This is a genomic window from Pseudomonas sp. Q12-87 (genome assembly GCF_001269755.1).
Lineage (GTDB): Bacteria > Pseudomonadota > Gammaproteobacteria > Pseudomonadales > Pseudomonadaceae > Aquipseudomonas > Aquipseudomonas fluorescens_S.
The window spans coordinates 1-26126 of sequence record NZ_LHVI01000018.1 but is presented as its reverse complement, the minus strand read 5'-3'; the positions used below and the strand labels follow the sequence as shown (position 1 = coordinate 26126).

20 protein-coding genes are annotated in these 26126 nt (G+C 62.7%); 9 read left to right on the top strand and 11 right to left on the bottom strand.

The features are described from left to right. Window position 1 precedes the first annotated feature (1 nt). Entirely contained in the window at window positions 2–463 is a 462-nt protein-coding gene (gene pedF, locus AD663_RS11960) for a cytochrome c-550 PedF (protein ID WP_003181126.1), read from the bottom strand. A 254-nt stretch (window positions 464–717) separates the two neighbouring features. Here pedF and exaA point away from each other — a divergent pair, with 254 nt between their 5' ends. Then, window positions 718–2574, top strand: a complete 1857-nt coding sequence (exaA, locus tag AD663_RS11955; protein WP_053213785.1) for a quinoprotein ethanol dehydrogenase — start codon at window positions 718–720, stop codon at window positions 2572–2574. 129 nt (window positions 2575–2703) lie between these two features. Then, window positions 2704–3348 carry a pentapeptide repeat-containing protein gene (locus AD663_RS11950; RefSeq protein WP_053213784.1) on the top strand — a complete coding sequence of 215 codons (645 nt, stop codon included), beginning with the start codon at window positions 2704–2706 and terminating at the stop codon, window positions 3346–3348. 180 nt (window positions 3349–3528) lie between these two features. Here the strand turns inward: AD663_RS11950 and AD663_RS11945 are convergent, their stop codons facing one another. Further along, entirely contained in the window at window positions 3529–4167 is a 639-nt protein-coding gene (locus AD663_RS11945; RefSeq protein ID WP_053213783.1) for a response regulator transcription factor, read from the bottom strand. Beyond that, window positions 4167–5420, bottom strand: a complete 1254-nt coding sequence (locus AD663_RS11940) for a sensor histidine kinase (RefSeq protein ID WP_003181119.1) — start codon at window positions 5418–5420, stop codon at window positions 4167–4169. The genes AD663_RS11945 and AD663_RS11940 overlap by 1 nt, the downstream gene beginning before the upstream one ends. A gap of 427 nt (window positions 5421–5847) precedes the next feature. On the opposite strand from AD663_RS11940, the gene AD663_RS11935 reads away from it, so the two are divergent. From AD663_RS11935 to AD663_RS11910, 6 genes are all read left to right on the top strand, one after another. Further along, entirely contained in the window at window positions 5848–7014 is a 1167-nt protein-coding gene (locus AD663_RS11935) for an ABC transporter substrate-binding protein (RefSeq protein ID WP_053213782.1), read from the top strand. Window positions 7015–7040: 26 nt separating this feature from the next. Further along, window positions 7041–8030: a YVTN family beta-propeller repeat protein gene (locus tag AD663_RS11930; protein WP_053213781.1), complete on the top strand. Its 990-nt coding sequence runs from the start codon at window positions 7041–7043 to the stop codon at window positions 8028–8030. After that, window positions 8027–8758 carry an ABC transporter ATP-binding protein gene (locus tag AD663_RS11925; protein ID WP_003181113.1) on the top strand — a complete coding sequence of 244 codons (732 nt, stop codon included), beginning with the start codon at window positions 8027–8029 and terminating at the stop codon, window positions 8756–8758. The genes AD663_RS11930 and AD663_RS11925 overlap by 4 nt, the downstream gene beginning before the upstream one ends. Beyond that, complete coding sequence (locus AD663_RS11920; RefSeq protein ID WP_003181112.1) at window positions 8755–9546, top strand: ABC transporter permease; 792 nt, start codon at window positions 8755–8757, stop codon at window positions 9544–9546. The genes AD663_RS11925 and AD663_RS11920 overlap by 4 nt, the downstream gene beginning before the upstream one ends. Window positions 9547–9777: 231 nt before the next feature. Beyond that, window positions 9778–10311 carry a PQQ-dependent catabolism-associated CXXCW motif protein gene (locus tag AD663_RS11915; protein WP_003181110.1) on the top strand — a complete coding sequence of 178 codons (534 nt, stop codon included), beginning with the start codon at window positions 9778–9780 and terminating at the stop codon, window positions 10309–10311. A gap of 56 nt (window positions 10312–10367) precedes the next feature. Next, complete coding sequence (locus AD663_RS11910; protein WP_033046458.1) at window positions 10368–11033, top strand: response regulator transcription factor; 666 nt, start codon at window positions 10368–10370, stop codon at window positions 11031–11033. Window positions 11034–11188: 155 nt separating this feature from the next. Here the strand turns inward: AD663_RS11910 and nahK are convergent, their stop codons facing one another. The 8 genes from nahK to nosR all read right to left on the bottom strand — a co-directional run bounded on the left by nahK (window position 11189) and on the right by nosR (window position 23071). After that, a complete protein-coding gene (gene nahK, locus AD663_RS11905; protein WP_003181105.1) occupies window positions 11189–13831 on the bottom strand; it encodes a hybrid sensor histidine kinase/response regulator NahK/ErcS' in 2643 nt (880 codons plus the stop codon). After that, on the bottom strand, window positions 13761–14924 hold the full coding sequence (gene nosP, locus AD663_RS11900) for a nitric oxide-sensing protein NosP (RefSeq protein WP_003181104.1): 1164 nt from the start codon (window positions 14922–14924) through the stop codon (window positions 13761–13763). Before nosP ends, nahK begins: the two co-directional genes overlap by 71 nt. 365 nt (window positions 14925–15289) lie before the next feature. Beyond that, window positions 15290–15820: a nitrous oxide reductase accessory protein NosL gene (locus AD663_RS11895; RefSeq protein WP_053213780.1), complete on the bottom strand. Its 531-nt coding sequence runs from the start codon at window positions 15818–15820 to the stop codon at window positions 15290–15292. 23 nt (window positions 15821–15843) lie between these two features. Beyond that, window positions 15844–16674 carry an ABC transporter permease gene (locus AD663_RS11890; RefSeq protein WP_003181101.1) on the bottom strand — a complete coding sequence of 277 codons (831 nt, stop codon included), beginning with the start codon at window positions 16672–16674 and terminating at the stop codon, window positions 15844–15846. Then, on the bottom strand, window positions 16671–17588 hold the full coding sequence (locus AD663_RS11885; RefSeq protein WP_053213779.1) for an ABC transporter ATP-binding protein: 918 nt from the start codon (window positions 17586–17588) through the stop codon (window positions 16671–16673). The genes AD663_RS11890 and AD663_RS11885 overlap by 4 nt, the downstream gene beginning before the upstream one ends. Next, window positions 17585–18904: a nitrous oxide reductase family maturation protein NosD gene (locus tag AD663_RS11880; protein WP_053213778.1), complete on the bottom strand. Its 1320-nt coding sequence runs from the start codon at window positions 18902–18904 to the stop codon at window positions 17585–17587. Before AD663_RS11880 ends, AD663_RS11885 begins: the two co-directional genes overlap by 4 nt. A 26-nt stretch (window positions 18905–18930) precedes the next feature. Continuing rightward, window positions 18931–20850, bottom strand: a complete 1920-nt coding sequence (gene nosZ / locus AD663_RS11875; protein WP_053213777.1) for a TAT-dependent nitrous-oxide reductase — start codon at window positions 20848–20850, stop codon at window positions 18931–18933. A 55-nt stretch (window positions 20851–20905) separates the two neighbouring features. Further along, on the bottom strand, window positions 20906–23071 hold the full coding sequence (nosR, locus tag AD663_RS11870) for a transcriptional regulator NosR (protein WP_053213776.1): 2166 nt from the start codon (window positions 23069–23071) through the stop codon (window positions 20906–20908). Between the two features lie 316 nt (window positions 23072–23387). Between nosR and AD663_RS11865 the strand changes: the two genes are divergently transcribed. Next, window positions 23388–26045 carry an excinuclease ABC subunit UvrA gene (locus tag AD663_RS11865; protein ID WP_053213775.1) on the top strand — a complete coding sequence of 886 codons (2658 nt, stop codon included), beginning with the start codon at window positions 23388–23390 and terminating at the stop codon, window positions 26043–26045. The last annotated feature ends 81 nt before the right edge of the window (window positions 26046–26126 follow it).

Sequence of the window (26126 nt, the reverse complement as noted above, 5' to 3'; positions counted from 1 at the left end):
ATCACTCCTCGACGTGCACGCTGTCAAGATAAGTGCGCACCGCCCACAAGGCTTCCTGGCTCAGGTAGTCGGCCATCTTCGGCATGTAGACCCGGCCATCGCGCACCGCGCCGTGACGCACGCGTTCGACGAACCATTCATCGCCGGCTTCGGCCGCGTCGAGCATCCGCAAGTCTGGGGCGATGCCGCCGGACTTGGCCTCCAGGCCGTGGCAGGCGGCGCAGTTCTGGTTGTAGGCCGATGAGCCGATTTCCAGGGCCCGGTCATGCTCGGGCGAGGTGCGATAGGGGTTTACCGCGGCCCAGCCGTCGCCGTCCACGGTCACGCCGGTGTCCTTGATCGGGGTCAGCCCCTTGGTTTCCACTGCCTGGGGCACTACGTTGCCATGGGCCCACGCGGAGCCTACGCCGATCAGCCCAATCAGCAATGCGGAAGCGATGATGGCGTTGCGTTTTGTTGTCATTGTTATGCCCTCTGGATTGCACGCAAGACCTCTCTACAGAGGCCGTGCCGTCATCTTAGGAACCCCCTCGCCCCAGCCGAATGCTGCTTTGGTGGCCGCGGTGTAGTTCCTTGGTAGCAAGCCATCCGAAGCAAGTCGCAAAGACAGGCGGTTCGGGAAGTCTTCCCGGCAAGGGCGGGACTTTTTCCGTATCGGCCGGGTCGTGGCGCAACTCACCCTAGTCAGGCCAAAACCTTTCACTGGGAACTGCCACCATGAGAATAAAAACGCTACCCGCCCTCTCCTCCCTGACCGTTGCCTTGCTGCTGGCCGGCAGTCTGTCGTTGAGCACCCATGCCAACGCAGCCGTGACCTGGGAAGACATCGCCAACGACCACCTCACCACCAAGGACGTCTTGCAATACGGCATGGGCACCAACGCCCAGCGCTGGAGCCCATTGGCCCAGGTCAACGACAAGAACGTGTTCAAGCTCACACCGGCCTGGTCCTACTCGTTCGGTGACGAGAAGCAACGCGGCCAGGAATCCCAGGCCATCGTCAGCGACGGCGTGGTGTACGTCACCGGATCCTATTCGCGGGTATTCGCCCTCGACGCCAAGACCGGCAAGCGCCTGTGGACCTACAATCACCGGCTGCCGGACAACATTCGCCCGTGCTGCGATGTGGTCAATCGCGGCGCGGCCATCTACGGCGACAAGATCTACTTCGGCACGCTGGATGCGCGGCTGGTCGCCCTGGACAAGAACACCGGCAAGGTGGTGTGGAACAAGAAATTCGGCGACCACGCTGGCGGCTACACCATGACCGGTGCCCCAGTGCTGATCAAGGACAAGACCAGCGGCAAGGTGCTGCTGATCCATGGCAGTTCCGGCAACGAGTTCGGCGTGGTCGGGCAGTTGTTTGCCCGCGACCCGGATACCGGTGAGGAAGTCTGGATGCGACCTTTCGTCGAGGGCCACATGGGCCGCCTCAACGGCAAGGACAGCACCCCGACCGGCGACGTCAAGGCGCCGTCCTGGCCCGACGACAAAACCACCGAAACCGGCAAGGTCGAAGCCTGGAGCCATGGCGGTGGCGCGCCTTGGCAGAGCGCCAGTTTTGACGCCGAGACCAACACCATCATCGTCGGCGCGGGCAACCCCGGCCCATGGAATACATGGGCCCGCACCGCGAAGGATGGCAACCCACACGACTATGACAGCCTCTATACCTCCGGCCAGGTCGGCGTCGACCCGAGCACTGGCGAAGTGAAGTGGTTCTATCAACACACCCCCAACGACGCCTGGGATTTTTCCGGTAACAACGAGCTGGTGCTGTTCGACTACAAGGACAAGGACGGCAAGGTGACCAAGGCCACCGCCCACGCCGACCGCAACGGTTTCTTCTACGTGGTGGACCGCAACAACGGCAAACTGCAGAACGCCTTCCCCTTCGTCGACAACATCACCTGGGCCAGCCACATCGACCTGAAGACCGGTCGCCCGGTGGAGAACCCAGGGCAGCGTCCGGCCAAGCCATTGCCCGGTGAAACCAAGGGCAAACCGGTGGAAGTCTCGCCACCCTTCCTCGGCGGCAAGAACTGGAACCCCATGGCCTACAGCCAGGACACTGGGCTGTTCTATGTCCCCGGCAACCAGTGGAAAGAGGAATACTGGACCGAGGAAGTGAATTACAAAAAGGGCTCTGCGTACTTGGGCATGGGCTTTCGCATCAAGCGGATGTATGACGATCACGTCGGCACCCTGCGAGCGATGAACCCCACCACCGGCAAGGTGGTCTGGGAGCACAAAGAACCGCTGCCACTGTGGGCCGGCGTCCTCGCGACCAAAGGCAACCTGGTGTTCACCGGCACCGGCGACGGCTTTTTCAAGGCTTTTGATGCCAAGACGGGACAGGAGCTGTGGAAATTCCAGACCGGCAGCGGCATCGTCTCCCCGCCCATCACCTGGGAACAGGACGGCGAGCAATTCATTGGCGTGACCGTCGGCTACGGCGGTGCCGTGCCGTTGTGGGGCGGCGACATGGCCGAGCTGACCAAACCCGTCGCCCAGGGTGGGTCGTTCTGGGTGTTCAAGATTCCGAGTTGGGATAAAGCGACGGCGCAAAAGTAGCACTGACCTCCCTATGTCCTCAGTGGGAGCGGGCTTGCTCGCGAATGAGGTGGTTCAGTTAATGAATATTTTGACTGTGCTGGCCTCTTCGCGAGCAAGCCCGCTCCCACAATTGCTAGAGCTCATACCATGAAATCATTGTCATTGCTGCTTCTGTTCGTTGGCGCCTTTGCCAACGCCGACGACACCGACCCCCCCCTTACCCTCAACGGCTGCGTCATCGCCGAATCCAGCCAATGCCCTGGCGCCGACCTGCGTGGCGCCCGGCTGGCCAACCAGGACCTGCGCAAAATGAATCTCAGCGGCGCCGACCTGCGCAACGCCGACCTGCGTCATGCACGGCTGGACCTAGCCAATCTGGAACGGGCCAACCTGCAAGGCGCCAACCTGACCCGCGCCAGCCTGCAGCAAAGTAACTTGCGCCTGGCCGACTTCAGCGGCGCCACGCTCAAGGCAATCCAGGGTTGGGGCCTGTTCGCCCAAGAGACGCAATTCCAGCGTGCCGACCTGACGGCCGCCTACCTTCAGTTCGCTCGACTGTCCGGCGCCAAGCTGACCGAGGCCAATCTGCAGGCTGCCGACCTTGAGATGGCCTGGTTGAGCAAGGCCGACCTCAAGGGCGCCGACCTGCGCGACGCCAACCTGCAGGAAGCCAAGCTCGGCGAAAGCAATCTGGAAGACGCCAACCTGAGCGGTTCACGCCAGCACTACGGGAATTACCAGGATGCGAATATGCGCGGGTGTACGGGATGTCCAACGTCGTGGGATCAATGAAGTCTGCGCAGACACACAATCCTGTGGTGAGGGGATTTATCCCCGCTGGGCTGAGAAGCAGCCCCAAAGCCTGACAACTCGGGGTGTCAGGCTCATTGGACGAGCTGTTTCAGGGGCCGCTTCGCAGCCCAACGGGGATAAATCCCCTCGCCACAATGATCATTCACTGGAACCCGGAATCTACCCCGCCACCCGCACCACCCCCATATCGATCCCCAAGTGCACCAATTCCGCATGGGAGCTGACCTGTAGCTTGCTCTTGAGCAGTGTCAGGTGGTTGGACACGGTCTTGGCGCTGATGCACAGCTGTTCGGCGATGGTGCGCGCGGGGGTGCCTTTGGCGAGCATGACGAAAATTTCCAGCTCTCGCTGGGTCATGCATTGCAGGCGCGGGTCGGTGTTGTCCCGGGAGTTGGCGCAGGCCAGTTGCGTGGCCAGGGACGGCTCGATGTAAGCATGCCCGGCCAGTACCCGTCGCACCGCCTCCATCAACACCTGGGGCGCCGAGTTCTTGGTCAGGTAGCCGGCGGCACCGGCGTCCAGCGCCTGGCGCACCAACGGCAACTCATCGTGCATGCTGAAGAACAACACCCGCAGTTGCGGCAGACGCTGGCGCAAGCGCCGGGTGGTTTCCAGGCCGCTGATGCCCGGCAGGCTGAAATCCATGATCACCAGGTGGGGCACTTGCTCCTGGACCTGGCTCAGCGCCTCCTCACCGGTGGCTGCTTCCCGGACCTGCAGCTGCGGCATCAGCGCTCGCAAAAGACTCGCATAGCCCTGCCGAACCACTGCATGGTCGTCCACCAACAAGATGTTCATTACGCCTCCAAAGGTATGTTCAAAGCCAACGCCCACCCGCAATTCGGTCGACTGATGATGCGCAGCTCGCCACCGAGGCTACGGGCTCGTTCAGCCATCGAATGCAGACCAACCCCAGCGCGCGCTGGCTGCGTCGCCCCGCGGCCGTTGTCGCGTATCAGCAAACGCAGGTGTCCTGCGCGATGTCGCAGGCGAATCCGCACCTCGGTTGCGTCCGCGTGCCGGGCCACATTGGTCAGCGCTTCCTGCAACAGGCGATACAGATGAGTCTTGTCCGGTGCGGACAGCTGCGGCAGCACCTCATCGACCCAAAGACGACAGCGAATGCCTTGGTTTTTTTGCCATTGCTCGGCCAGCGAAGCGATGGCGTCGCCCATCGGCAGGTGCTGCAGCACCACCGGGTACAGGTCATGCACCAACGCTCGGAACCCTTGGTGCAGGTGCTCGCAATGATCTTCCAGCTGGCTGACAGTCTGCGCCAGCGATGCCGGCTGATCGGCCACCAAACGTAATAGACAGGCCCGGGCGCGAATGCCCGCCACGTACTGGCCCAGGTCGTCGTGCAGGGTTTGCGCCAGTTGGCGGCGCTCTTCTTCCTGCACGGCCAACAAGGCCTCGGTGAGCCGGGCATTGTCCGCCCGGGCCTGGGCCAGGCCGGTAGTCATGCGGTTGAAATGCCCCGCCAGTTGCTGCGCCTCCGGGACACCTTCAGCGGGCAAGCGCACCTGTAAGTTCCCGGCAGACACCTGGCGCAGCGCATGCAGCAACTCGTCCAGCCAGCGCATGCCCCGGCGCACGCCCCAGCGAATCACCAGCAGGCTGAGCAACAGCGCCATCGCGCAGACGCCCAGCAGTTGCACAAGCGAATCGATAATTTCCTCGATCTCATCCTTCGGATCGACGGCAATCCACGCCCGCCGACCGTCACGCAGGTCCACCACCTGCGCAGCAGGGCCATCGTCCAGCAAGTGACGGCCCAGCCAGGCCTGGATCCCGCCTTCATCCGCCGCAAGCGCGGCCCCTGGCGCAAGCCAATGAACCCGCACATGACGCAGGCTGCCGGTCAACCGCGACTGGAGGCTGGCCGGATCGCGCTCGGCGGTTTCGCGCAGGTAATGCACCACCGACTCGGCCGATTGCAGCTCGCGCTTCACGTCAGCGACAGCCTGATGCAACAACAGGATGGCGCAGGCCAGGGTCACCAGGGCAAAAAACGCCGTGACCCAGAGGTTGATTCGCCAGAGGGCCGACATGCTTAGCGTTCCATTGCTGGGACAAACTCACACCCCCAGCTCCGGACGCAAATCCCCTGTGGGAGCGGGCCTGCTCGCGAAAGCGGTGGATCATCTTGCGTCGATTTCGACAATGCTGCCGCCTTCGCGAGCAAGCCCGCTCCCACAGGAGATCCGGGTTGTTTGCATGTTCTTTGGCGATCGCACAATCCGTGTTTACCGGGCAGCCGATCAACCCCGATCAAACTCAGAATCAACAGAAACGGCAGCAGCAGGGTCTTGAGAATCCGCATGGTCTGTCGCTCCAGATGATGACGATTGCCTTGCATCGTAAAACCCTGCCATCCCCGTTGAGTTACTACCTTGGTACTGCCCCGGCGGTACTTTCTGCATATTTCCCCACGGCCACGGGGTTCCTATGCTGGCGCTACCTGCAATGGAGGATGTCATGCGCCGGCTCGTCGGTTACGCCCTGGTTTTTCTGCTGGCAGCGGCCTCCGCTCATGGGGGCGATGCTGCCCCGTTGCAGGTGCGCATCGGCTACCTGGGGTATCGCCCCGACCCAGGGCCGCTGCTGTCCAACGTGATTGCCGAACCCACCGATGCCGGTTTGCGCGGCGCCGAGCTGGCCATCATCGACAGCAACAGCACCGGGCGTTTCCTCAAGCATGACTACCGTCTGGAAAGCGCCAGCGTCGACAGTCCCGAGGCACTGCTCCAGGCCGCCCGGACGCAACACGACCAAGGCCTGCGGCTGTTCGTGGTCAACGCCCCTGCCGACACCCTGCGCCAACTCAGTGCCGCTTTTCCCGATAGCCTCCTGTTCAACGCCGGCAGCCCCGACGACAGCCTGCGCACCACCGACTGCCTGGGCAACGTGCTGCACAGCCTGCCCGACCGCGCGATGCTCGCCGATGCGCTGGTGCAGTTCAGCGTGGTGCGCAAATGGCAGCGAGCCTTGCTCATCGTCGGCCAAACGCCCGAGGACCAGGCCTACGCCGCCGCACTGCGCCGGGCCATGAAACGCTTCGGCATGAAAATCGTCGCGGAAAAACCCTGGCAGTTCGACAACGACCAGCGCCGCAGCGCCCAGGCCGACATGCCACTCTTCACCCAGACAGCCGAGTACGACGTGGTGCTGGTGGCCGACGAACGCGGCGACTTCGGCGAATACGTGCCCTACCAGACCTGGTTTCCCCGCCCGGTGGCCGGCACCCAAGGGCTGACACCCACCGGCTGGCACAAGACCGTGGAAACCTACGGCGCGGCGCAACTGCAAAAACGCTTCGAAGCCCTGGCCGGACGCTGGATGAACGACCGGGATTTTGCCGCCTGGATCGCTGTGCGCAGCATCGCCGCCGCCGTGAGCAAGTTGCGGCAGGACGACCCGTTCGCGATCCGCCAACTGGCCCTCAGCGAGCAATTGCCCCTGGACGGTTTCAAAGGCCGCAAGCTCAGCTATCGGCCATGGAACGGCCAACTGCGCCAGCCGATCGAGCTGGTCCAGCCGCGCGCGCTGGTCAGCACTTCGCCCCAGGAAGGTTTTCTGCACCCCACCAATGAAATGGACAGCTTGGGCTACGACCAGCCCGAAGTGAACTGCCGCTATCCCTGATCGATAACAACAATAAGGAAACCGCCATGCGCCGCCCGCCGTTTTACCCGGCCCTGCTCTGCCAAGCCTTCGCCCTGGGCGCTGCGTTGCTTGCCGCCGGTCCCGCCGCCGCCAGCATCGCCTGGGTCTCCAACGAGAAAGACAACAGCCTGAGCCTGATCGACATGCAGAGCCTGGAAGTCATCGAGACCCTGCCGGTGGGCCAGCGTCCCCGAGGCCTGCTGCTCTCCCACGACAATCGCCTGCTGTACATCTGCGCCAGTGATTCGGACCGGGTCCAGGTGATGGACGTGGCCACACGCAAGATCATCAAGGAACTGCCCTCCGGCAAAGACCCGGAGCAATTCGCCCTGCACCCCAACGACCGCTGGCTCTACGTCTCCAACGAGGACGACGCCCTGGTGACGGTGATCGACACCCAGACCTCCGAAGTGCTGGGGCAGATCGGCGTGGGCGTCGAGCCCGAAGGCATGGCGGTCAGCCCCGATGGCAGGTGGGCGGTCAACACCAGTGAGACCACCAACATGCTGCACTGGATCGACACCAGCACCCAGACCCTGGCCGACAGCACCCTGGTCGACCAGCGGCCTCGTTTCGTCGAGTTCAGCCGCGACGGCTCACAGCTCTGGGCCTCGGCGGAAATCGGCGGGACCTTGACGATTCTCGACGTGGCGACGCGCAAAATCCTCAAGACCCTGACGTTCCAGATCAAGGGTGTGCACCCGGACAAGGTGCAACCGGTGGGCATCAAGCTCAGCGCCGACGGCAAGTTCGCCTTCGTTGCCCTGGGCCCGGCCAATCACGTGGCAGTCATCGATGCCAAGACCTTCGAAGTGCTGGATTACCTGCTGGTGGGCCGACGGGTCTGGCAGTTAGCGTTCACCCCGGACCAGAAGCAATTGCTAGCAACCAATGGCGTCAGCGGCGATGTCTCGGTGATTGATGTACAGAGCCGCAAGGTGCTCAAGTCGGTGAAGGTCGGGCGCTATCCGTGGGGCGTGGTGGTGACACCATGAACGCCCTTGAGGTGATTGACCTGAGCTTTGCCTACGGCGCACGCGAAGCCCTCAAACGCATGACTTTCAACCTGCCCGCCGGGCGTTTCGCAGCGCTGCTGGGGCCCAACGGAGCCGGCAAGTCGACGCTGATCGCCCTGCTCACGCGCCTGTACGATCTGCAACGCGGCGATATCCGCGTCGGGGGGCATTCACTGCAAAAATCGCCCCGGCCGGCCCTGCGCCAGTTGGGCGTGGTGTTCCAACAGAGCACCCTGGACCTGGACTTGAGCATTGAGCAAAACCTGCGCTACCACTTGGCGTTGCATGGTTTTTCGCGGCGTCATGGCAGCGCCCGTCTCGATGCCGAACTGGCCCGCCAGCACCTGACCGAGCGCCGCCATGAGCGGGTGCGCGACCTCAACGGAGGGCATCGGCGCCGGGTGGAAATCGCCCGGGCCCTGTTGCATGAACCGCGCTTGCTGCTGCTGGACGAACCCAGCGTCGGCCTTGATCCGGCCAGCCGCCTGGCCCTCGGCCTGCATATTCGGCAACTGTGCAGCGAACACGGCATCAGCGTGCTCTGGACCACTCACCTGTTGGACGAGGTGCAACCCAGCGACGATCTATTGATCGTGCACCAGGGCCGCCTGGTCGCCAGCGGGCAGGCCGACGCGGTGAGCCTGGAACATGGCGGCACCCTGGGTTCGGCCTTTAACCGTTTGACTGCCTCCGGAGTCCAGCCATGAGCGCGTACTGGCATTGTTTCAGCGGGATCGTCACGCGCGAGTGGCTGCGCTTCGTGCTGCAACGCACGCGACTGCTCAGTGCCCTGGTGCGGCCGCTGCTGTGGTTGCTGGTGTTCGCCGCCGGGTTTCGCGCGGCCCTCGGTATTGCGATCATTGCGCCCTATGACACCTACGTCCCCTACGAGGTGTACATCGTGCCGGGGCTGGCCTGCATGATCCTGTTGTTCAACGGCATGCAGGGTTCGCTGTCGATGGTCTATGACCGGGAAATGGGCAGCATGCGCGTATTGCTCACCAGTCCCCTGCCCCGGGCTTTCCTGCTGGCGAGCAAGTTGCTGGCGACTTCGCTGATCTCGCTGTTGCAGGTCTATGCGTTTCTCGCCATCGCTTGGCTGTATGGCATCCAGCCGCCGACCATGGGCCTGCTAATGGCCTTGCCGGCCCTGCTGTTGGTGGCGCTGCTGCTCAGTGCCCTGGGCCTGTTGCTGTCCAACGCCATCCGGCAACTGGAGAACTTCGCCGGGGTGATGAATTTCGTGATTTTTCCGATGTTCTTCCTGTCTTCGGCGCTGTATCCGTTGTGGAAAATGCTCGAGGCCAGTCCTTGGCTGTACTGGCTGTGCGCGGTCAATCCGTTCACCCATGGGGTGGAGTTGGTACGTTTTGCCCTGTACGAACAGTTCAACCCGTTGGCGATGGCGGTGTGCGTGGGACTGACGTTGCTGTTTGCGTTGCTGGCGGTGTGGACCTTCAATCCGCAGCAAGCGGCGTTGCGCAAGGCGGGTTGAACCAGTTAGCGCCAGGCCCTGTGGGAGCGGGCTTGCTCGCGAAGACGGCGGCACATTCAACATTGATTCAAGCTGAATCACCGCTTTCGCGAGCAAGCCCGCTCCCACAGGGCTGTGTCGACCTGCATATATCCAAATTACTACTTTAGTACCGGTTTTCCTGTCTATGGTCGCATTCACAAGACCTTCACCCTGGCATGTAATGGGCGCATAACAAAAAGGATAAATCCTATGCCCCGTTTGCTGGCGATGGTCTTGCTGGGCCTGGCGCTGAATGCCGCCCAGGCCGATACGCTGCTGTTTTCCCCGCAGGGCTATCGCATTGCCCAATACCGCAGCCCGACACCCGCCGCCGTTGACGGTGCGCAGACCCTCGATACGCCCGCCTTGCAGCAACTGCTCGAACAACCCTCGCCGCCCCTCCTGATCGACGTCTACCGCCGGCCGTGGGTCCAGGGACGCTTTATCGACAACGAACCCCATGCCAATCTTCCAGGCAGCCTGTGGCTGGCCAACACCGGCGACGGCGACCTGGACCCGGCCTGGCAAGATTACTTCAGCCAGCACTTGCGCAAGGCCACCGCCGGGCGGACGGACCAACCGCTGGTCTTTTATTGCCGCTCCGATTGCTGGTTGAGCTGGAACGCGGTAAAACGCGCCGCTGCCATGGGCTATAAGCAACTGTACTGGTATCGCGATGGCCTCGATGCCTGGGAAGCGGCCAACCTGCCCGTGCAAGCAGCCCGGCCCGAGCCCTTTCCGTGATGTTGAATACTGCGTGCAACTGCTCTGCCCATAAGACAATAACGAGGTGAATGGCCATGTATAAAATCCTGATAGCCGACGATCACCCACTGTTTCGCGAAGCCATCCACAACGTCATCAGCGACGGATTTCCTGGCAGCGAGGTGATGGAAACCGCCGACCTGGACAGCGCCTTGGCACTGACCCGCGAACACGACGACCTGGACCTGATCCTGCTGGACCTGAACATGCCGGGCATGCATGGGCTCAATGGCCTGATCAATCTGCGCAACGAGGCGCCGACGATTCCCGTGGTGATCGTTTCCGCCGAGCAGGACAAGCAGGTGGTGCTGCAAGCCATCACTTATGGTGCGGTGGGGTTCATCACTAAATCCTCGCCACGCTCACAGATGACCGACGCCATCGAGCAAATCCTCAATGGCAACGTGTACCTGCCGCCAGACATCATCCGTACCCAGAAAAGCCCGATGGGCCGGCGCCTGAACGAAACCCCGGCGTTCCCCCCGGAACTGCTCCAGGCCCTGACCCGCAAGCAACTGCTGGTGCTTGAACGCATGACCAAGGGCGAGTCGAACAAGCAGATCGCCTACACCCTGGACATCGCCGAAACCACGGTCAAGGCCCATGTCTCGGCGATCCTGCGCAAGCTCAACGTACACAACCGGGTGCAGGCGATCCTCAGTGCCGGGGACATTGATTTCGGGGCTTACCTGCGGCGCTGAACAGATACCCCCTGGTCCCCTGTGGCGAGGGAGCTTGCTCCCGCTGGGCTGCGCAGCAGCCCCATGGATCTGACAGGCAGACCGAGTTCTCAGGTTTCAGGGCCGCTTCGCGCCCCAGCGGGAGCAAGCTCCCTCGCCACAGAATCGGGTTCGGCTCAAGGGTTGCGGGGCAGACCCAACAGATGACTCATCGCGATCTTCAACTTCATCGGCCGCACCGGCTTGTGCATCAAGGTGTGGCCGCGCTCGCGGATCTGCTGCTTGAGTTCGTTGCTGTAGTTGGCCGTGATCATCATGGCCGGGATCGCTGAGGCGCGACAGGCGTTGATCCGCGCCACCGCGTCCACGCCGTTCTGATCGTGGTCCAGGTGATAGTCGGCGATCAGCAAGTCGGCCTCGGCATGGTAGTTGTCCACCTGGCGCGCCAGGTCCTGTTCCGACAATGCCGTCACCACCTGGCAACCCCAGCCCTCCAGCAACGTGCGCATGCCGGCGCAGATCGCCGCGTCGTTATCCAGCACCCAGACCCGCGCCCCGCGCAGTCGCTCCAGCATCGGCTCGCTCATGTCCAGGCATGGCAAGGGCTTGGGTGCCGTGGCGCTCAAGGGCACTTCGATGGCAAACATCGAGCCCTTGCCCGGCCAGGAGCGCACCTGGATCCGGTGCCCGAGAATCCCGGCGATCTTCTCGACAATCGCCAGCCCCAGGCCCAACCCGCGGTCCTGGTCCGGACGCTGCACATCGCCGCGCTTGAACTCCTGGAATATCTCCTCCAAGCGATCTTCGGCAATGCCGATGCCGCTGTCCCAAACCTGGATCGAGACCCGCCGGCCGTGGCGACGACAGCCCAGCACCACGCGGCCACCCGGGGTGTACCGGATGGCGTTGCTGAGCAGATTGCGCAGGATCCGCGCCAGCAATTGCATGTCGCTGCGTACCAGCACCGAACAGCCAACATAGTGCAGCGCCAGCCCTTCGCTGCGGGCCACCTGGACGTACTCGGCCGCCAGGTTGTCGAGCAGCTCACTGAGCGCGAATGGCGCGACATCGGCCTTGATCACCCCGGCGTCGAGCTTGGAGATGTCCACCAAGGTGCCCAGCAGGTTCTCGACGTCCTGCAGTGAGTTGCTGACGTTGCGCACCAGATGCGCGTTGGCCACCGGCTCGCGGCGCTCCAGCAATGCGCTGGTAAACAGGCGCGCGGCGTTGAGGGGTTGCAGCAAGTCATGGCTGACGGCGGCCAGGAACTTGGTTTTCGACAGATTGGCCTGCTCGGCCTCGCGCTTGGCCTCGCGCAGCCGTAATTCAACGCGGCTGCGCTCGTCGATCTCCTTGAGCAACTGGTCATTGAGCAAGGTCAGTTCAGCCGTGCGTTCCTGGACCCGTTGTTCAAGATTCTGGTAGGCCTGGTGCAACGCTTCGGCGGTGCGTCGGCGCTCGGTGATGTCGCGGATCAGCACGAAAATCCCCACCACCTCGCCGTTGGCCAAGCGGTTGGGCACGTAGGAGCGCAGCATGTAGCGCTCCTGGCCGTTGATATTGGTTTCGGCGAACTCGAACGTCACGCTTTCACCCGCCAACGCCCTCGCCACGTAGGCCTCCAGGCGTTGGTAATGCTGCTCGCTGTGGGCCTCGCGCAGGCTCTGGCCGAGCATCACGCCACGGGGCCAGCAATACCATTGTTCGTAGACTTTGTTGGTGAATTCGTAGACCAGGTCGGCGTTGAGGTAGGCAATCAGCGCCGGCACATGGTCCGTGATCAGACGGATCCAGCGCTCGCTTTCACTGAGCGCCTCGGCGTGCTGGTAGCGCTCGGTGATGTCGGTGAAGGTATTGACGTAGCCGCCGGTGGGCAGCGGATGGGTGCGGATTTCCAGGACCCGGCCATCGGACAGGCGCTGCTCGCACTCATGGATCATCCGGCCGCTGCTGTCGCGACTGGCAGGCGTCAGCAACTGCAGCTCACTGTCGGCGATCACTTCGTTGAAAGGTCGATGGGCCGCCACCGGTGCCAGGCCGCTGAGTTCGAGAAAGCGTCGGTTCCACAATTCGAGCACGCCCTGGGCGTTGACCATCGCCACGCCTTGGGACAAGTTGTCCACCGCCCGCTGCAACAGGTGGGATTTTTGCGCGATGGCCTGTTCGCGGCGCACAGTTTCACTGAGCTTGACGTCGGTGATGTCGGTGAACAGGATCACCCGTCCGCCTTCCTGGGTCGGCCGTTCGCTGACTTGCAGCCAGCGACCGTTCTGCAAGCGATACAGCACATGCTCGTCGGCTTGGCCCCGAGGCTCCTCACTGAACAGCCCGTTGGCCGTCATCAGGCGCTTGACCTCGGAAAGTCGCATCCCGGCGATGATCCGCACCCGACTGTTGACCCAAAAGGCCTTGAAGCGGCTGTTGAAGAGAACGATGCGTTGCTGCTCATCGAACAGCACGAACGCATCCGAGATGCTCTCGATGGCATCGATCAGGTGTCGGTGGGCGGTCTCCGCTCGCAGCCGCGCCTCGCCCAGCAAATGATTACCGGCCTTGAGCTCGGCCATGGCCTGGTTCAGGGCATCGGTGCGCTCGCGCACCTGCTCGGCCAGCACCACCGAATGCTGGAACGCCGCATACGGGTCGTTGCCCCGGGTCACACCGGACTCCACCCGTTCGATCAGCGCCTCGTTGATGCGCCGCAGCTTGTGGTTTTCATGCTGCAGGCTGGCGATCTGCGCCTGTAGCTCAGCGGTGGCCAGGGACGCGATGGCGGGCAATGGCAACTCCGGTGAAGGTCTGGTTGATGTGCATGCCATTGAACTGTTCTCCATAGGTGTTGAAGCCCATCACCCGTTGCTCGCGTAAAAATTGCCCGATCTGCTCCAGGCCACCGCGGTCTTCCAATTCCAGGCGCCGCAGGAAACAGTCGCAGCCGATGGTCAACAGCAAGTCGCCGAGGCGTGCCTGCAAACCTTCGAACAGCTCTTGCAGGTTGTGCAGCAACGGGCCCGGGGTCATCGCCGTGAGGACGATGCCGTTTTCCACTGCGCAATAGAAACTCAGGCTCAGGTCCGGGTGCACCTGCTGGATCGCCCGCACGTAATATTGGTCATTGATGCGCACGGCCAGGGGGTGGGCGGCGAACACCCGATAATCGAGCGCACTCACCGGCACGCCGATGTGCCGGGCATATTCCTCGGCGGCGGGCTCGGCGTTGAGCTCAAAAACTCGTCGCGAGGTGCTGTCGGCGCCAGTCACCACGAGTTTTTCCTGACGCGGCAGGATGTGATGGGTGGTGAAGACTTCGAACTCCAGCCAGGTATTGATCAGCACCACCACGGCCGCACCGCTGTGGAACTGGCCTTCGAAATAGACGTGGGTGTGGGTCAGGTAGTTGTCGTCGCCGGCCGAGCCGCCGAAATGCGGAATATCCCCCAGCGCGGCACTCAGGGCCGCCAGCACCATTTCCTCGCGGCTGGACAGACCGTCGAGCAAAGTCAGGGCGAAACTGTGGCCTTTGATCGGGGCCAAGGCATTGCTGCGACAGCCGCTGGCCAGGCGCTCGACCATTTGCTGGGCGTCGATCAGGCTGAAGTGCTCCATTTCGCCGATCAGCTCGGCGGCGATGGAAAAATGCCGGTGATCGAACCCCACCGCCGTCACGCAATTGCGGCCATAACCCTGGGTGGTGATTTCCCCGGCACTGGTACAACCCACCAGGCGAATCCCGCCGAAACTCTGGGACAACGCCGCGCCAAGGGCCGGCAAATCGTATTCGGCGGAACAGAAAAACAGCACGAACCCCAAGTGTGGGTGCAACAACTGCCGCGCCAGTGCCTGGGCCACCTGCTGGACATCCGTAGCCTGGGACATGGCGCTCACCACACCTTCGCTCTGGGCCTGCTGCATCGTCGCCTCCGGCGGGTGCGTGATAGGAACCCTGAGTGTACGAACCCGCGCCTGAGCCACGAATGCTACTTGGGTAGTGGGTGGACGCTTCCATGGGATGAGAAGGTTGATGCTGTGGCAAGCAAATCTGATCCACCACAGCGGCCATCAGGGTGAGCTGTTTCTTGTGGCGGCGCCGCATGACCTACCCAAAACCCCCGGCCCCCACAGCCCCCGTGGCGAGGGAGCTTGCTCCCGCTGGGGTGCGCAGCAGCCCTTAGCTCAATTACTGCGGTGGGTCAGGTTGTCTGCGTGCGGCGTTTTGGGGGCGCTTCGCACCCCAGCGGGAGCAAGCTCCCTCGCCACATAGGCGCCAGGGCTGTGTATCAGTGGCTCATCGGCGCCATGGCTGTCGCCTGCCCGAGCAGTTTCTGGTCGATGTCTTCCAGGCGCAGCACGCGGCCGCCGGTGTCACTGGCAAGTTTTTGTGCTGCCTGGGCGTCGGAGAACGAGGCCAGTACGACGCCCATGGCACCCTTGAGCCCCGAGCCGACGACGAAATAGGCCGTGCGAGCATCAATCAGGTGGGCGTCGTCCGGTGTGTTCCAATGGCTGCGGCCCATGTCATGGACGTACAGCTTGACGTCGGCGCGATGGTTTTCCGGCTGCAGCCACCAGCCCAGCATCTCTGCCGGCGAGCAGAACTTCTTCACCCCGCTCGCCCCGACCGCCGCGCCCTTGGGCCCGGGAAAGTCGTTGATGACCATGCCGCAGACATGGCATTCATCGCTGGGATGAAACGCCAGCGCCGCCTCGGTGGCCGGCGGTGGCCCAGCCTTGCCGCACGCCGCCAGCGCCAGGCACACCATTATCCCGGCCAGGAAACGGCCCGCCGTCAAAGACACCTTGTTAATCATTGCATGCTCCTCAGATCAGACATTCACAGCGCCCGGCGATTGAACAACCGGTGCGCCAGCCACAACGGAACCGCCAGCCACCCCCACAGGCACAACCAGAGCCAAGGCCCCGACACCGGCAAGTCGCTGCCCAGGGTCAGCACCGCCGCACCGGTGGACGCCGAGTCGAACCCGGACAGATTGATCAACCGATACACATCCGTGGGATTGAACAGCAGCAACCAGGGCAGCAAATCCGGACTGAATCGGCCCTCGCTCAGCACCAGCAGCGCCAGCAAGGCCAAGTCGAACACCAGCACGAAGAAAAACCACACTCCGAGCGCCAACCCGGCCGCGGTGGATTTTTCCGCCGAAAGACTGCTCAACACATAGGCCAGCCCCAGGAACACCCAGCCCAGCAAGGTGCTGGACAGCATGAAACGGCCGAACGCCCAGAGCAGCAGACTCAGCTCGACGTCATCGACCAACAGCGCGATGGCGAGCATCGCGCAGCCGAAGCCGATGAACGTCGCCAGGGTCAGAATCAAGCCGTGGCCGACAAACTTGCCCAACAGTAGTTGGCCGCGCCCCAACGGATAAGTGAGTAACAAGAGCAAGGTGCCGCTCTCGTCCTCACCGACAATCGCGTCGTAGGCCAGTAGCAGCGCAATCAACGGCATCAGGAAAGTCGCCAGGCTGGACAGGCTCGCCACCGTCGCCGGTACCGAGGTAAAGCCCAATTGCCCGGACGCCGCCGCGCCAAGCCAGGCGATGCCAATGGCAAGCACCGCGAATAACAGGCTGATCGCCAACAACCAACGATTACGCAGGCCGTCGCTGAACTCCTTGCGCGCCATGTTCCAGATCGGGTTCATTGGCTGGCCTCCTCGGCGGCCGCACGGACCATGTAATGACGGTACAGGTCTTCCAGGGACGGCGGCTTGATCTCGACATCCGTCGGGTCGTCCTGAGCCAGCAACTGGCGCAACAAGGCGAGCTTGCTGCCATCTGGCGCGGACACCTGGACCCCTTCCGCGCCCCATCCCTGGGTGACGTGCCCTTCGCTGCGCCAATGTTGGCGAAGCCAGTCGGCCCGAGACAGGCCCGAGGCGCGGATCAGCGTCGGCAGCCTGGCGTCCTCGCGCAACCGAGCCAGGCTGCCGAGGGCCAACAGGCGGCCTTGGGTAAGAATCGCGGCGCGGTTGATGTGAGCTTCCACCCCAGGCAAGACGTGCGAACACAGAATGATGCTGGTGCCCTGCCAACGCAGGCGATCCAGCAGTTGATACAGGTCCTGGGTGGCGATGGGGTCCAGGCCAACGGTCGGTTCGTCCAGCAGCAACAGGCGCGGTTGGCCGAGCAGCGCCTGGGCCAGCCCGAGGCGCTGACGCATGCCCTTGGAATAGGTGCGCACGCGGCGCCGGGCGGCCTCGGCCAATCCCACCTCTTCGAGCAGGCGCTCGACCTGTTCCGGCGCGGCGCCTTTGAGCCGAGCAAAATGGCGCAAGGTTTCCAGCCCACTCAACTGCGGATAAAACATCACGTTCTCTGGCAAGTAACCGAGCATTCGCCGCACGGCCGGATCGCCGGGATTGCGCCCGAAAACACGCACCTCCCCCTCACTGGCCCGCAGCAAACCGAGGATCAGCTTCATGGTGGTGGTCTTGCCCGCACCGTTATGGCCGAACAGGCCGAGCACTTCGCCCTGGGCCAGGTTCAAGTTCAGCTCGCGCAACACGGCGACGTCACCATAGCGCTGGCTGACGCCTTCGATCTCGACGACGTTCAAGACGCGTCCTCCTGGGCACTGTTGCGTTGGGGGGGACGGGCCGGCGTTTCCATCAGCGGATGGCTGTCCATCACCCCAGGGGATTTCATTACCGGGAAGGCCCGCTGCACCCAGCGCAGCAGTTCGATCCCCGGACTGTTCATCAACAGCCGTACCTGCGGGTACAACCACAGCAGGCGATCGACGTTATCGTTGGGTTCATAGGCCACATCGCCCAGGCCATCGCCATTACGGTCCCAGCCCAGGTAATCGCTCCAATAATTGCCGCGCCCGTCCGCCGACCACTCCTGCAATCGCGTGGCGACGTATTTGACCTGGCGCTGGTTATGCACGAAGGCATTCCCGGCGATGCGGTTGTCCTCCGAGCCGGCAGTCAAATGGATGCCCACGGCGCTGCGCTCGAAGTGATTGCCTTCGATGCGGTTGAACAGCGAGTTGTAGATGAACAGGGCCTTGCCCTCGGCGCCGGTAATCATGGTGTCGCCGGTGGACCCGTCGCGCACGTCGGTCACGAAGTTGTCGCGCAAGGTCGAATAGGTGATGTAGTTCATCAGGATCCCGTAGTTCTGATCCTGCTCGGAGCGGTTGCCGATGACTGTCAGTTGCCGGCTTTGCATCAAGGCATAACCGGTGCGGGTACGCCGGGTGACGTTGTCCAGCAGGCGATTATCGTTGGCGAACATGTAATGCACGCCGTAGCGCAGGTCCTCTAGGACATTGCCCTGGAGCAGGTTGCCACTGGAGGTGTCGATGTAGATGCCATCGCGGGTTTCGTGCACCTGGTTACCGATGACTCGGGCACCGTGCACGGCGTACAGATGAATGCCGTTACCGCGATCCTGGGAACGCAGGTTGGGGTCGCCCTGGATGCGGTTGTCGATCAGGCTGACGTCTCGCGTACCATCGACCCAAATGCCGAAGCCCTGCCCTTGCATGCGGTTCGCACGAACCACGGCGCCTTGGGCGACCGGCTGGATGAACACGGCAGCGTTCATGGCGGTCAGGTCATGACCCCAATCCAGGAACGTACAGCCCTGGACTTGGACGTTCGGCGCGCGAATGATCAACCCGTTGCCCTCGCCCTGCCCCTGGAATACCGCATCCGGCGCACAGTTCAGGGTCATCGGCTGATCGATACTGAACGAGCCTTGGTAATGCCCCGCAGGCAGGCGCCATTGTTGCTCGCCATCGGCCTGCAAGGGCAGATTCGTGATCGGCTGCGGCGCGCACATCGCGCCGCCCGACAGTAGACAAAGCACCAGTGCAATGACCGGTCGGCAAGCGTGGCCCGCAGGTGGCTGCGTGTTCCCGGTCATTGAAAGGGTCTCCTTGATGAGTTGACTCAGGCTTTTTCAACCAGCATGCGGCCGACCATTTCCATGTGCAGGGCGTGGCAGAACCAGCTGCAGTAGTACCAATGCAGGCCAGCCTTGTCGGCGGTAAAGGTGATGGATGAGGTCTGTTGCGGGCTGATCTCCATGCTTGCGCCATGGTTGGTCATGACGAAGCCGTGGGTGACGTCCTCGATCTGGTCGATGTTGGTGATCGTCACGGTCACCTCGTTGCCCTGCTTGACGGTGAACTCCGTCAGGCCGTAAGCCGGCGCCATCGACGTCATGTACACGCGCACCTTGTTACCGTCGCGGATGACCTTGTTGTCGGTTTCCAGGTTGATTCCATCCTTTTTCGCCCGGGCCACGGTCTCGGCGAAAAACGGATCGGCGCGGTTCCAGATCTTCTGCGTCTTGATCTGGTCGCGCCGGGCGAGAATGCAGTCATGGGGCTCGGCAAAGGCCGGGCCGTCGTGCACCAGCTTCATTTCCTCACCGGAAATGTCGATCAGTTGATCGTTCTCCGGATGCAGTGGGCCGGTAGGCAGGAAGCGGTCCTTGGAGAATTTGCACAACACCACCAGCCACTTGCCGTCCGCCTCGCTGGTTTCGGTGAGGGACGCGTGGTTGTGGCCGGGCTGGTACTGCACGTCGAGCTTCTGCTTGATGTAATTGACCTTCTCGCCCTTGTAGGCGCGGATGGCCTCGTCCATGTTCCACTTCACCACCTGGCTGTCGATGAACAAGGTGGTGTAGGCGTTGCCACGTCCGTCGAAGGTCGTGTGCAAAGGCCCAAGGCCCAGCTCAGGCTCAGCGACGATCACTTCGCGTGGATCCTTGAAACGGTCGTTGAACAGGTCATCCAGGCGGTCGATGGCGATCATCGACACCGTGGGCGACAGCTTGCCGTTGGCGATGAAATATTTGCCGTCGGACGAAGTATTGAGCCCGTGGGGGTTCTTCGGCACCGGGATGTAGCGGGTGAACTCGGAGTCCTTTCCATCGGTTTTACGACCGTCGACCACCGGCACCTTCGAACCGTCCAGGTTGATGAATTTGCCGGCCTTGATCGCCGCCTCGATACGCGGGATGTTGAACACCACCACCCAGTCGCGCTCGTTGCGCATCATGCCGCCCAGGTCGTAGGCCTTCTCGGAGTTGTAGCAGGTGCTGGCGGCGTATTTGCCGGTGTAGTCAGCATCGGAGTTGTCCAGGTTGCCGTCGACGATGACCTGGAAGGCCATTTCCATTTTCTCGGCATCGATGGCGTTGAACATCGTGAAGCTGTTTTTGTCCTGCAGGTCGAAGGTATGGCCGTCGTTGGGGTGCGGGATCACGAACTCAGCGTTGGCGAACACATACTGGGTGTACGGCACCTTTTGCAGGCGCAGGCCATGGATGGCTTGCACGTTGGGGACCGTGAGCATCTTGTCGCACTTCATGATGTCCAGGCGAATGCGCGCGACCCGGGAGTTGGCCTTGTCGTTGATGAACAGGTATTTGCCGTCGTATTTGCCGTCGGTCATGGAAATGTGCGGGTGATGGCAATCACCGTTCTGGTATTTCGCGCTTTCGCCGAGGATGTGCTTGCTTTCGTTGGTCAGCCCCCAACCGGTAGCCGAGTCGACGTTGAACACCGGGATGCGCATCAGCTCACGCATCGACGGTACGCCCAGCACCCGCACCTCGCCCTGGTGGCCGCCGCTCCAGAAACCGTAGTACTCGTCCAGCTCACCGGGCCCGACGTGAATCTTGGACTTGGCTTCCTTGGCTGCTGCGGCCCAGGATTCGCGAGTGAACGTCCCGGCGCCCAGTGCCGTGGCGCCGGCCAGGACCGCACCCGTTACCGCACCGGTGCCGAGGAAGCTGCGCCGGCTGACACCCCGGGGTTCTTCCGCCACCCCAGTGGGTTCGGTTTTTTTATCGCTCATGCTGTGTGCTCCATGAAGAAGGAAAGGGTCAAGGGAAACAGGCCATTGGCGAGCCTCATGGCGTCGGACTCACCTGCACCACGGGGATCAACTGCGAATCGGTGTTGCCCGCCTTGCCGCGTTTCTTGCGCTTGTTGATCAGCGGCGGGCATTTGTTTTCGTTGTGCCAGGTCATCTGGCAGTCGAGGCAGTAGTGGCATTCGTTGGCGTTGATGCAGCCGTCGGGATGAATCGCCTGGATCTCGCATTCCTTGGCGCACAACTGGCAGGGGTCGCCACACTCCTTGCGGCGCTTGAGCCAGTCGAACAACCGCAGGCGGGTAGGCATCGCCAGGGCCGCGCCCAACGGGCAAACGTAGCGGCAATAGACTTTTCGCGTAAACACGTTGATCAGCAGCAGGCCCGCCGCATAGGCGACGAACCACCACTGGCGGTCGAACCGCAGGGTAATGGCGGTCTTGAACGGCTCAACTTCGGCCAGCCGTTCGGCGGTGGCCATCGACTCCAGCGAGATGCCGAACAGGGCAAGCAAAATGATGTATTTGATCGCCCACAGCCGCTCATGCACGGCGAACGGCAATTCGTATTGAGGCACCTTGAGCTTGCGCGCCAGTTCGTTGATCAGTTCCTGCAACGCGCCGAACGGACACAGCCAGCCGCAGAACACCCCGCGTCCCCACAGAAGGATGCTGGCGGCGGTGAACACCCAGAGGATGAAGATCAGCGGATCGGTGAGGAACAGTTCCCAGCGAAAACCTTCGAACAAGGCGTGGACGAAGGTCAGCACGTTGACCACCGACAACTGCGCCAGCCCGTAGCCACCAAGGAACACCACGGTGAATACCAAGTAGCCCCGACGCAACCAATGCAACAACCTCGGCCGCCGGGCCAGCGAATCCTGGAAAAACAGGATTGCCGTCAGCACCAGCAACGCCACGCCGAGCACCGTGATTTCCAGGCTTTTCTGATACCAGAGCGTCAGCCACATCGGCCGGCTGGCTTCTTCGGCCGCCGCCAGTTGCTCGGGCGTGGGCAATGGCCGTTCCAGGTAAGGCTCGGGCAGTTGATAAGCCAGTTCGAAACTGCTGAAGATCCCACTGACCGGCCCGGTCTGCCGACGTATCAGCAGTTCCAGGCTCCAGGGCGAGCCGGGATCGAAGCGGTGGGCGGCACGGACAATGAAAATCGCCATTTCGTCGAATTCAGGCATGTCCTCGACGGCTACGTCATCCAGACGCTGGAAATCCATGTCGCGAAAGCTGATCACGTCGCCAAACTGGCGCAACAGCACCCGGTCGAAAATGCCGCCGCGCACGTAGCCCGAGCCCTTGAAGGAGTAACGCCCGCTGCCCATGACAGCGATGGCTTGCTCGCCGGGTTTGAGCGTGTTCATCAGACTGCGGTACTGCGCTTCGCCCAGCAGGTTGCGGCCGATGGTGGGCGGGTTCAGGTGAGTGAGGTACAGGTCGATGAACGTATCGTCGGCCTGCTCGGCGCTGGCGAGTTCAACCTGCTCAGCCTCCGTCCCCTTGAAGGACGCGTCGACCTGGCCGCGGGTCAGGTGCAGGCGGCGTATGGCGCCATTACCGGTCAGGGTCTTCCAGTCGGCGGGTTGGTAAATGTCTTGCCGCACCCGGGCCGGCGCCACCGCCAATCCCGCATCGCCCTTGACCAGGGCCAGGGACACCGCCACATCATGGGCGGCGCGCATGATGACCTCATTGACCACCATCGCCGTCACGGTGGCACCGGCAATCGCATCCACCGTCACCGCGTTCGGGTCGCTGGAATGCCCCACCACGACCCGTTGATTGACCTTGATGCCGCTGTAGCGGGCGCTGAACGCGTGAAGTTTTTCTTCGGCGATGCCGATCAGCAGAATCGGTTCGTGGTGTTCCAGCACGTAGGCGTCGAGGATGACACCGGCCGGATCAAGGATCACCTGGACATTGATCGGCTTGCCTGAATACGCGGGAATGTCCACCACGTCCAGGCTTTGAAACACATAGCCCAGGAGCTTGCCGGCAGCGGACAGCTTGCGAACCTTGAACTGTCCTTCGGGCTCGGAAATCGAGTCGGTCTGGTCCAAGACATGGTGAATGCGTTGCTGCTGGATTTCACCGTAGTCCTTGGCCTGGGCATGGCCCGCGAACAACAGCAGGAAAACGAACAGCCCGTGAAGCCAAAAGCGGGAGGGGAACATCACAAAGTGAGGGGTCATGGACGCCAGGGCTTAAGGACAGGATCTTGGCGATCATGGTAAGACCCGCCCCCCTGCCCGGCCCTTGATTGAAATCAACTTGGAAAAACTAAACCCGGCGGTCCAGGACCCGGTGGTCAGTGAGCAGTCCAGCTGAACTGCTTCTTGTGGCGAGGGGAAACCTGCAGCGCTTTGTCACCTCTTGCGCCCGGAGCAAATTTTTATCGCACCCCAACGGTTCAACCCGGTCGCATAATGATCAGCGCTGTGTTCCAGTCCACTTTCCCATCGCCATAACGCCCCGATGCGTTGCACCAACGTCCACAAGGAATGCCCGATGCCCCCACGCTCCGCTCCTGCTTCAACCGTTGACTCGCCGCAAGGCACCGGCTTCGTCCGGGTACGTGGTGCTCGCGAACACAACCTCAAGAATGTCGACGTGGACATCCCTCGCGATGCCCTGGTGGTGTTTACCGGCGTGTCGGGGTCGGGCAAATCATCGCTGGCTTTCTCCACGCTCTACGCCGAAGCCCAGCGTCGCTACTTCGAATCCGTCGCGCCTTATGCGCGGCGCCTGATCGACCAGGTGGGCGTGCCGGATGTCGACAGCATCGAGGGCTTGCCGCCGGCGGTGGCCTTGCAACAACAGCGCGGCACACCCAGCGCACGCTCCTCGGTGGGCAGCGTCACCACCTTGTCGAGCCTGATCCGTATGCTCTATTCCCGTGCGGGTAGTTATCCGGCCGACCAGCCGATGCTCTACGCCGAGGACTTCTCGCCCAACACGCCCCAAGGTGCCTGCCAGCAATGCCATGGCCTGGGGCGCGTCTACGAAGTGACCGAAGCGTCGATGGTGCCGGATCCCTCCTTGACCATTCGCGAACGGGCCGTGGCCGCTTGGCCCATGGCCTGGCAAGGCCAGAACCTGCGGGACATCCTCGTGACCCTGGGCTATGACGTCGACATCCCTTGGCGCGACCTGCCGAAAAAACAGCGCGACTGGATACTGTTCACCGAAGAAACGCCCACCGTCCCGGTATACGCCGGGCTCACCCCGGCCCAGACCCGCGCCGCCCTCAAGCGCAAGCTCGAGCCCAGTTACCAGGGTACGTTCAGCGGCGCCCGGCGTTATCTGTTGCACACATTCATGCATTCGCAAAGCGCGCAGATGCGCAAGCGCGTCGCCCAGTACATGCGGGCCAGTCCCTGTCCGCTGTGCGAAGGCAAGCGCCTCAAGCGCGAGGCACTGACGGTGACCTTCGCCGGCCTGGACATCGCCGAGCTGTCGCAACTGCCCCTGCTGGAATTGGCCGAGGTGCTCCGAAGTGTCCTGGCGCCCGCCTACCTCGAACAAGCCGAAGAACCAGGGCAGGTCCTGACGCACCAGCAAACCCGCCTGGCCCGGGACCAACGCGCTGCTCGGGGCGACAATCCTCACGCCGGAGGGCCCGACGCGCGCCACACCCCCAACCTTTCCCTGGAAAAACGCCTGGCCGCGCAACGCATCGCCGCCGAACTGCTGGAACGGATCGTCACCCTCATCGACCTGGGCCTCGGTTACCTCGCCCTGGAGCGCAGCACGCCGACACTCTCGTCCGGCGAACTGCAACGCCTGCGCCTGGCGACGCAGCTCAATTCCCAGTTGTTCGGAGTGATTTATGTGCTGGACGAACCCTCCGCCGGCCTGCACCCGGCCGACAGCGAAGCGTTGTTTGGCGCCTTGCAACGTCTCAAGGAAGCGGGCAACTCGGTATTTGTGGTCGAACATGACCTGGATACGATGCGCCGCGCCGACTGGCTCATCGACGTGGGTCCGGACGCCGGCGAACAAGGCGGGGAAATCCTCTACAGCGGTCCACCGGCAGGCCTGGGACACGTGCCCGAATCACGGACCCGCGCCTACCTATTCGGCGAGCAACACGCCACCGCTCGCAGCCCACGGGCACCCAAGGATTGGCTGCGCCTGGAAGGCATCACTCGCAACAACCTCGACAACCTGAGCGCGGCCTTCCCCTTGGGTTGCTTCACCGCTGTGACCGGCATTTCCGGCTCAGGAAAATCCAGCCTGGTCAGCCAGGCCCTGCTGGATCTGGTCGGCACCCATCTGGGTCAGGCCACCTCTGATAGCGAAGCCGACGAGCAGAGCCTGGAAGACGAACCTGCGCAAATCAGCGGCGGTCGCATCAGCGCCGGGCTCGACGCGGTCAAGCGACTGGTGCAGGTGGACCAGAAACCCATCGGCCGCACGCCGCGTTCCAACCTCGCCACCTACACCGGCTTGTTCGATCACGTGCGCAAGTTGTTCGCCGCGACGGAGCAGGCCCGGGACTTGGGTTTCGACGCCGGAAGGTTTTCCTTCAACGTTGCCAAGGGCCGCTGCGAGACCTGCGAAGGAGAAGGCTTTGTCAGTGTTGAATTGTTGTTCATGCCCAGCGTGTACGCTCCCTGCCCCACCTGCCACGGCGCGCGCTACAACCCGCAGACCTTGGAAGTTCGCTGGCAGGGCCTGGACATTTCCCAGGTATTGCAACTGACCGTGAACCAGGCGCTCGAGGTATTTGCCGACCAAGCCCCGGCCAGGCGCGCATTACAAGTGCTGCAGGATATCGGGCTGGGTTACCTGCGTCTCGGCCAGCCGGCCACCGAACTGTCCGGCGGCGAGGCGCAGCGGATCAAGCTGGCGACCGAACTGCAGCGCAAGGCCCGCGGGGCAACACTGTACGTTCTGGATGAACCCACCAACGGGCTGCATCCCCAGGACGTGGATCGCCTGCTGGTGCAACTCAATCGACTGGTCGATGAAGGCCACACCGTGGTGGTCGTGGAGCACGACATGCGGGTAGTGGCCCAAAGCGACTGGGTCATCGACATTGGCCCTGGCGCGGGCTCCCAAGGCGGAAGCGTCGTGGCGTGCGGTGCGCCGGCCGACGTGGCCGAATGCCCGGACAGCCGGACGGCAGGGTTTCTGGCGAGGGCATTGCTGCCTGGCCAATAAGGTCGGGGGCGCTTCGCACCCCAGCGGGAGCAAGCGGCGAAAAAAAACTAACCGCCCACACAACCCGTGGCGAGGGAGCTT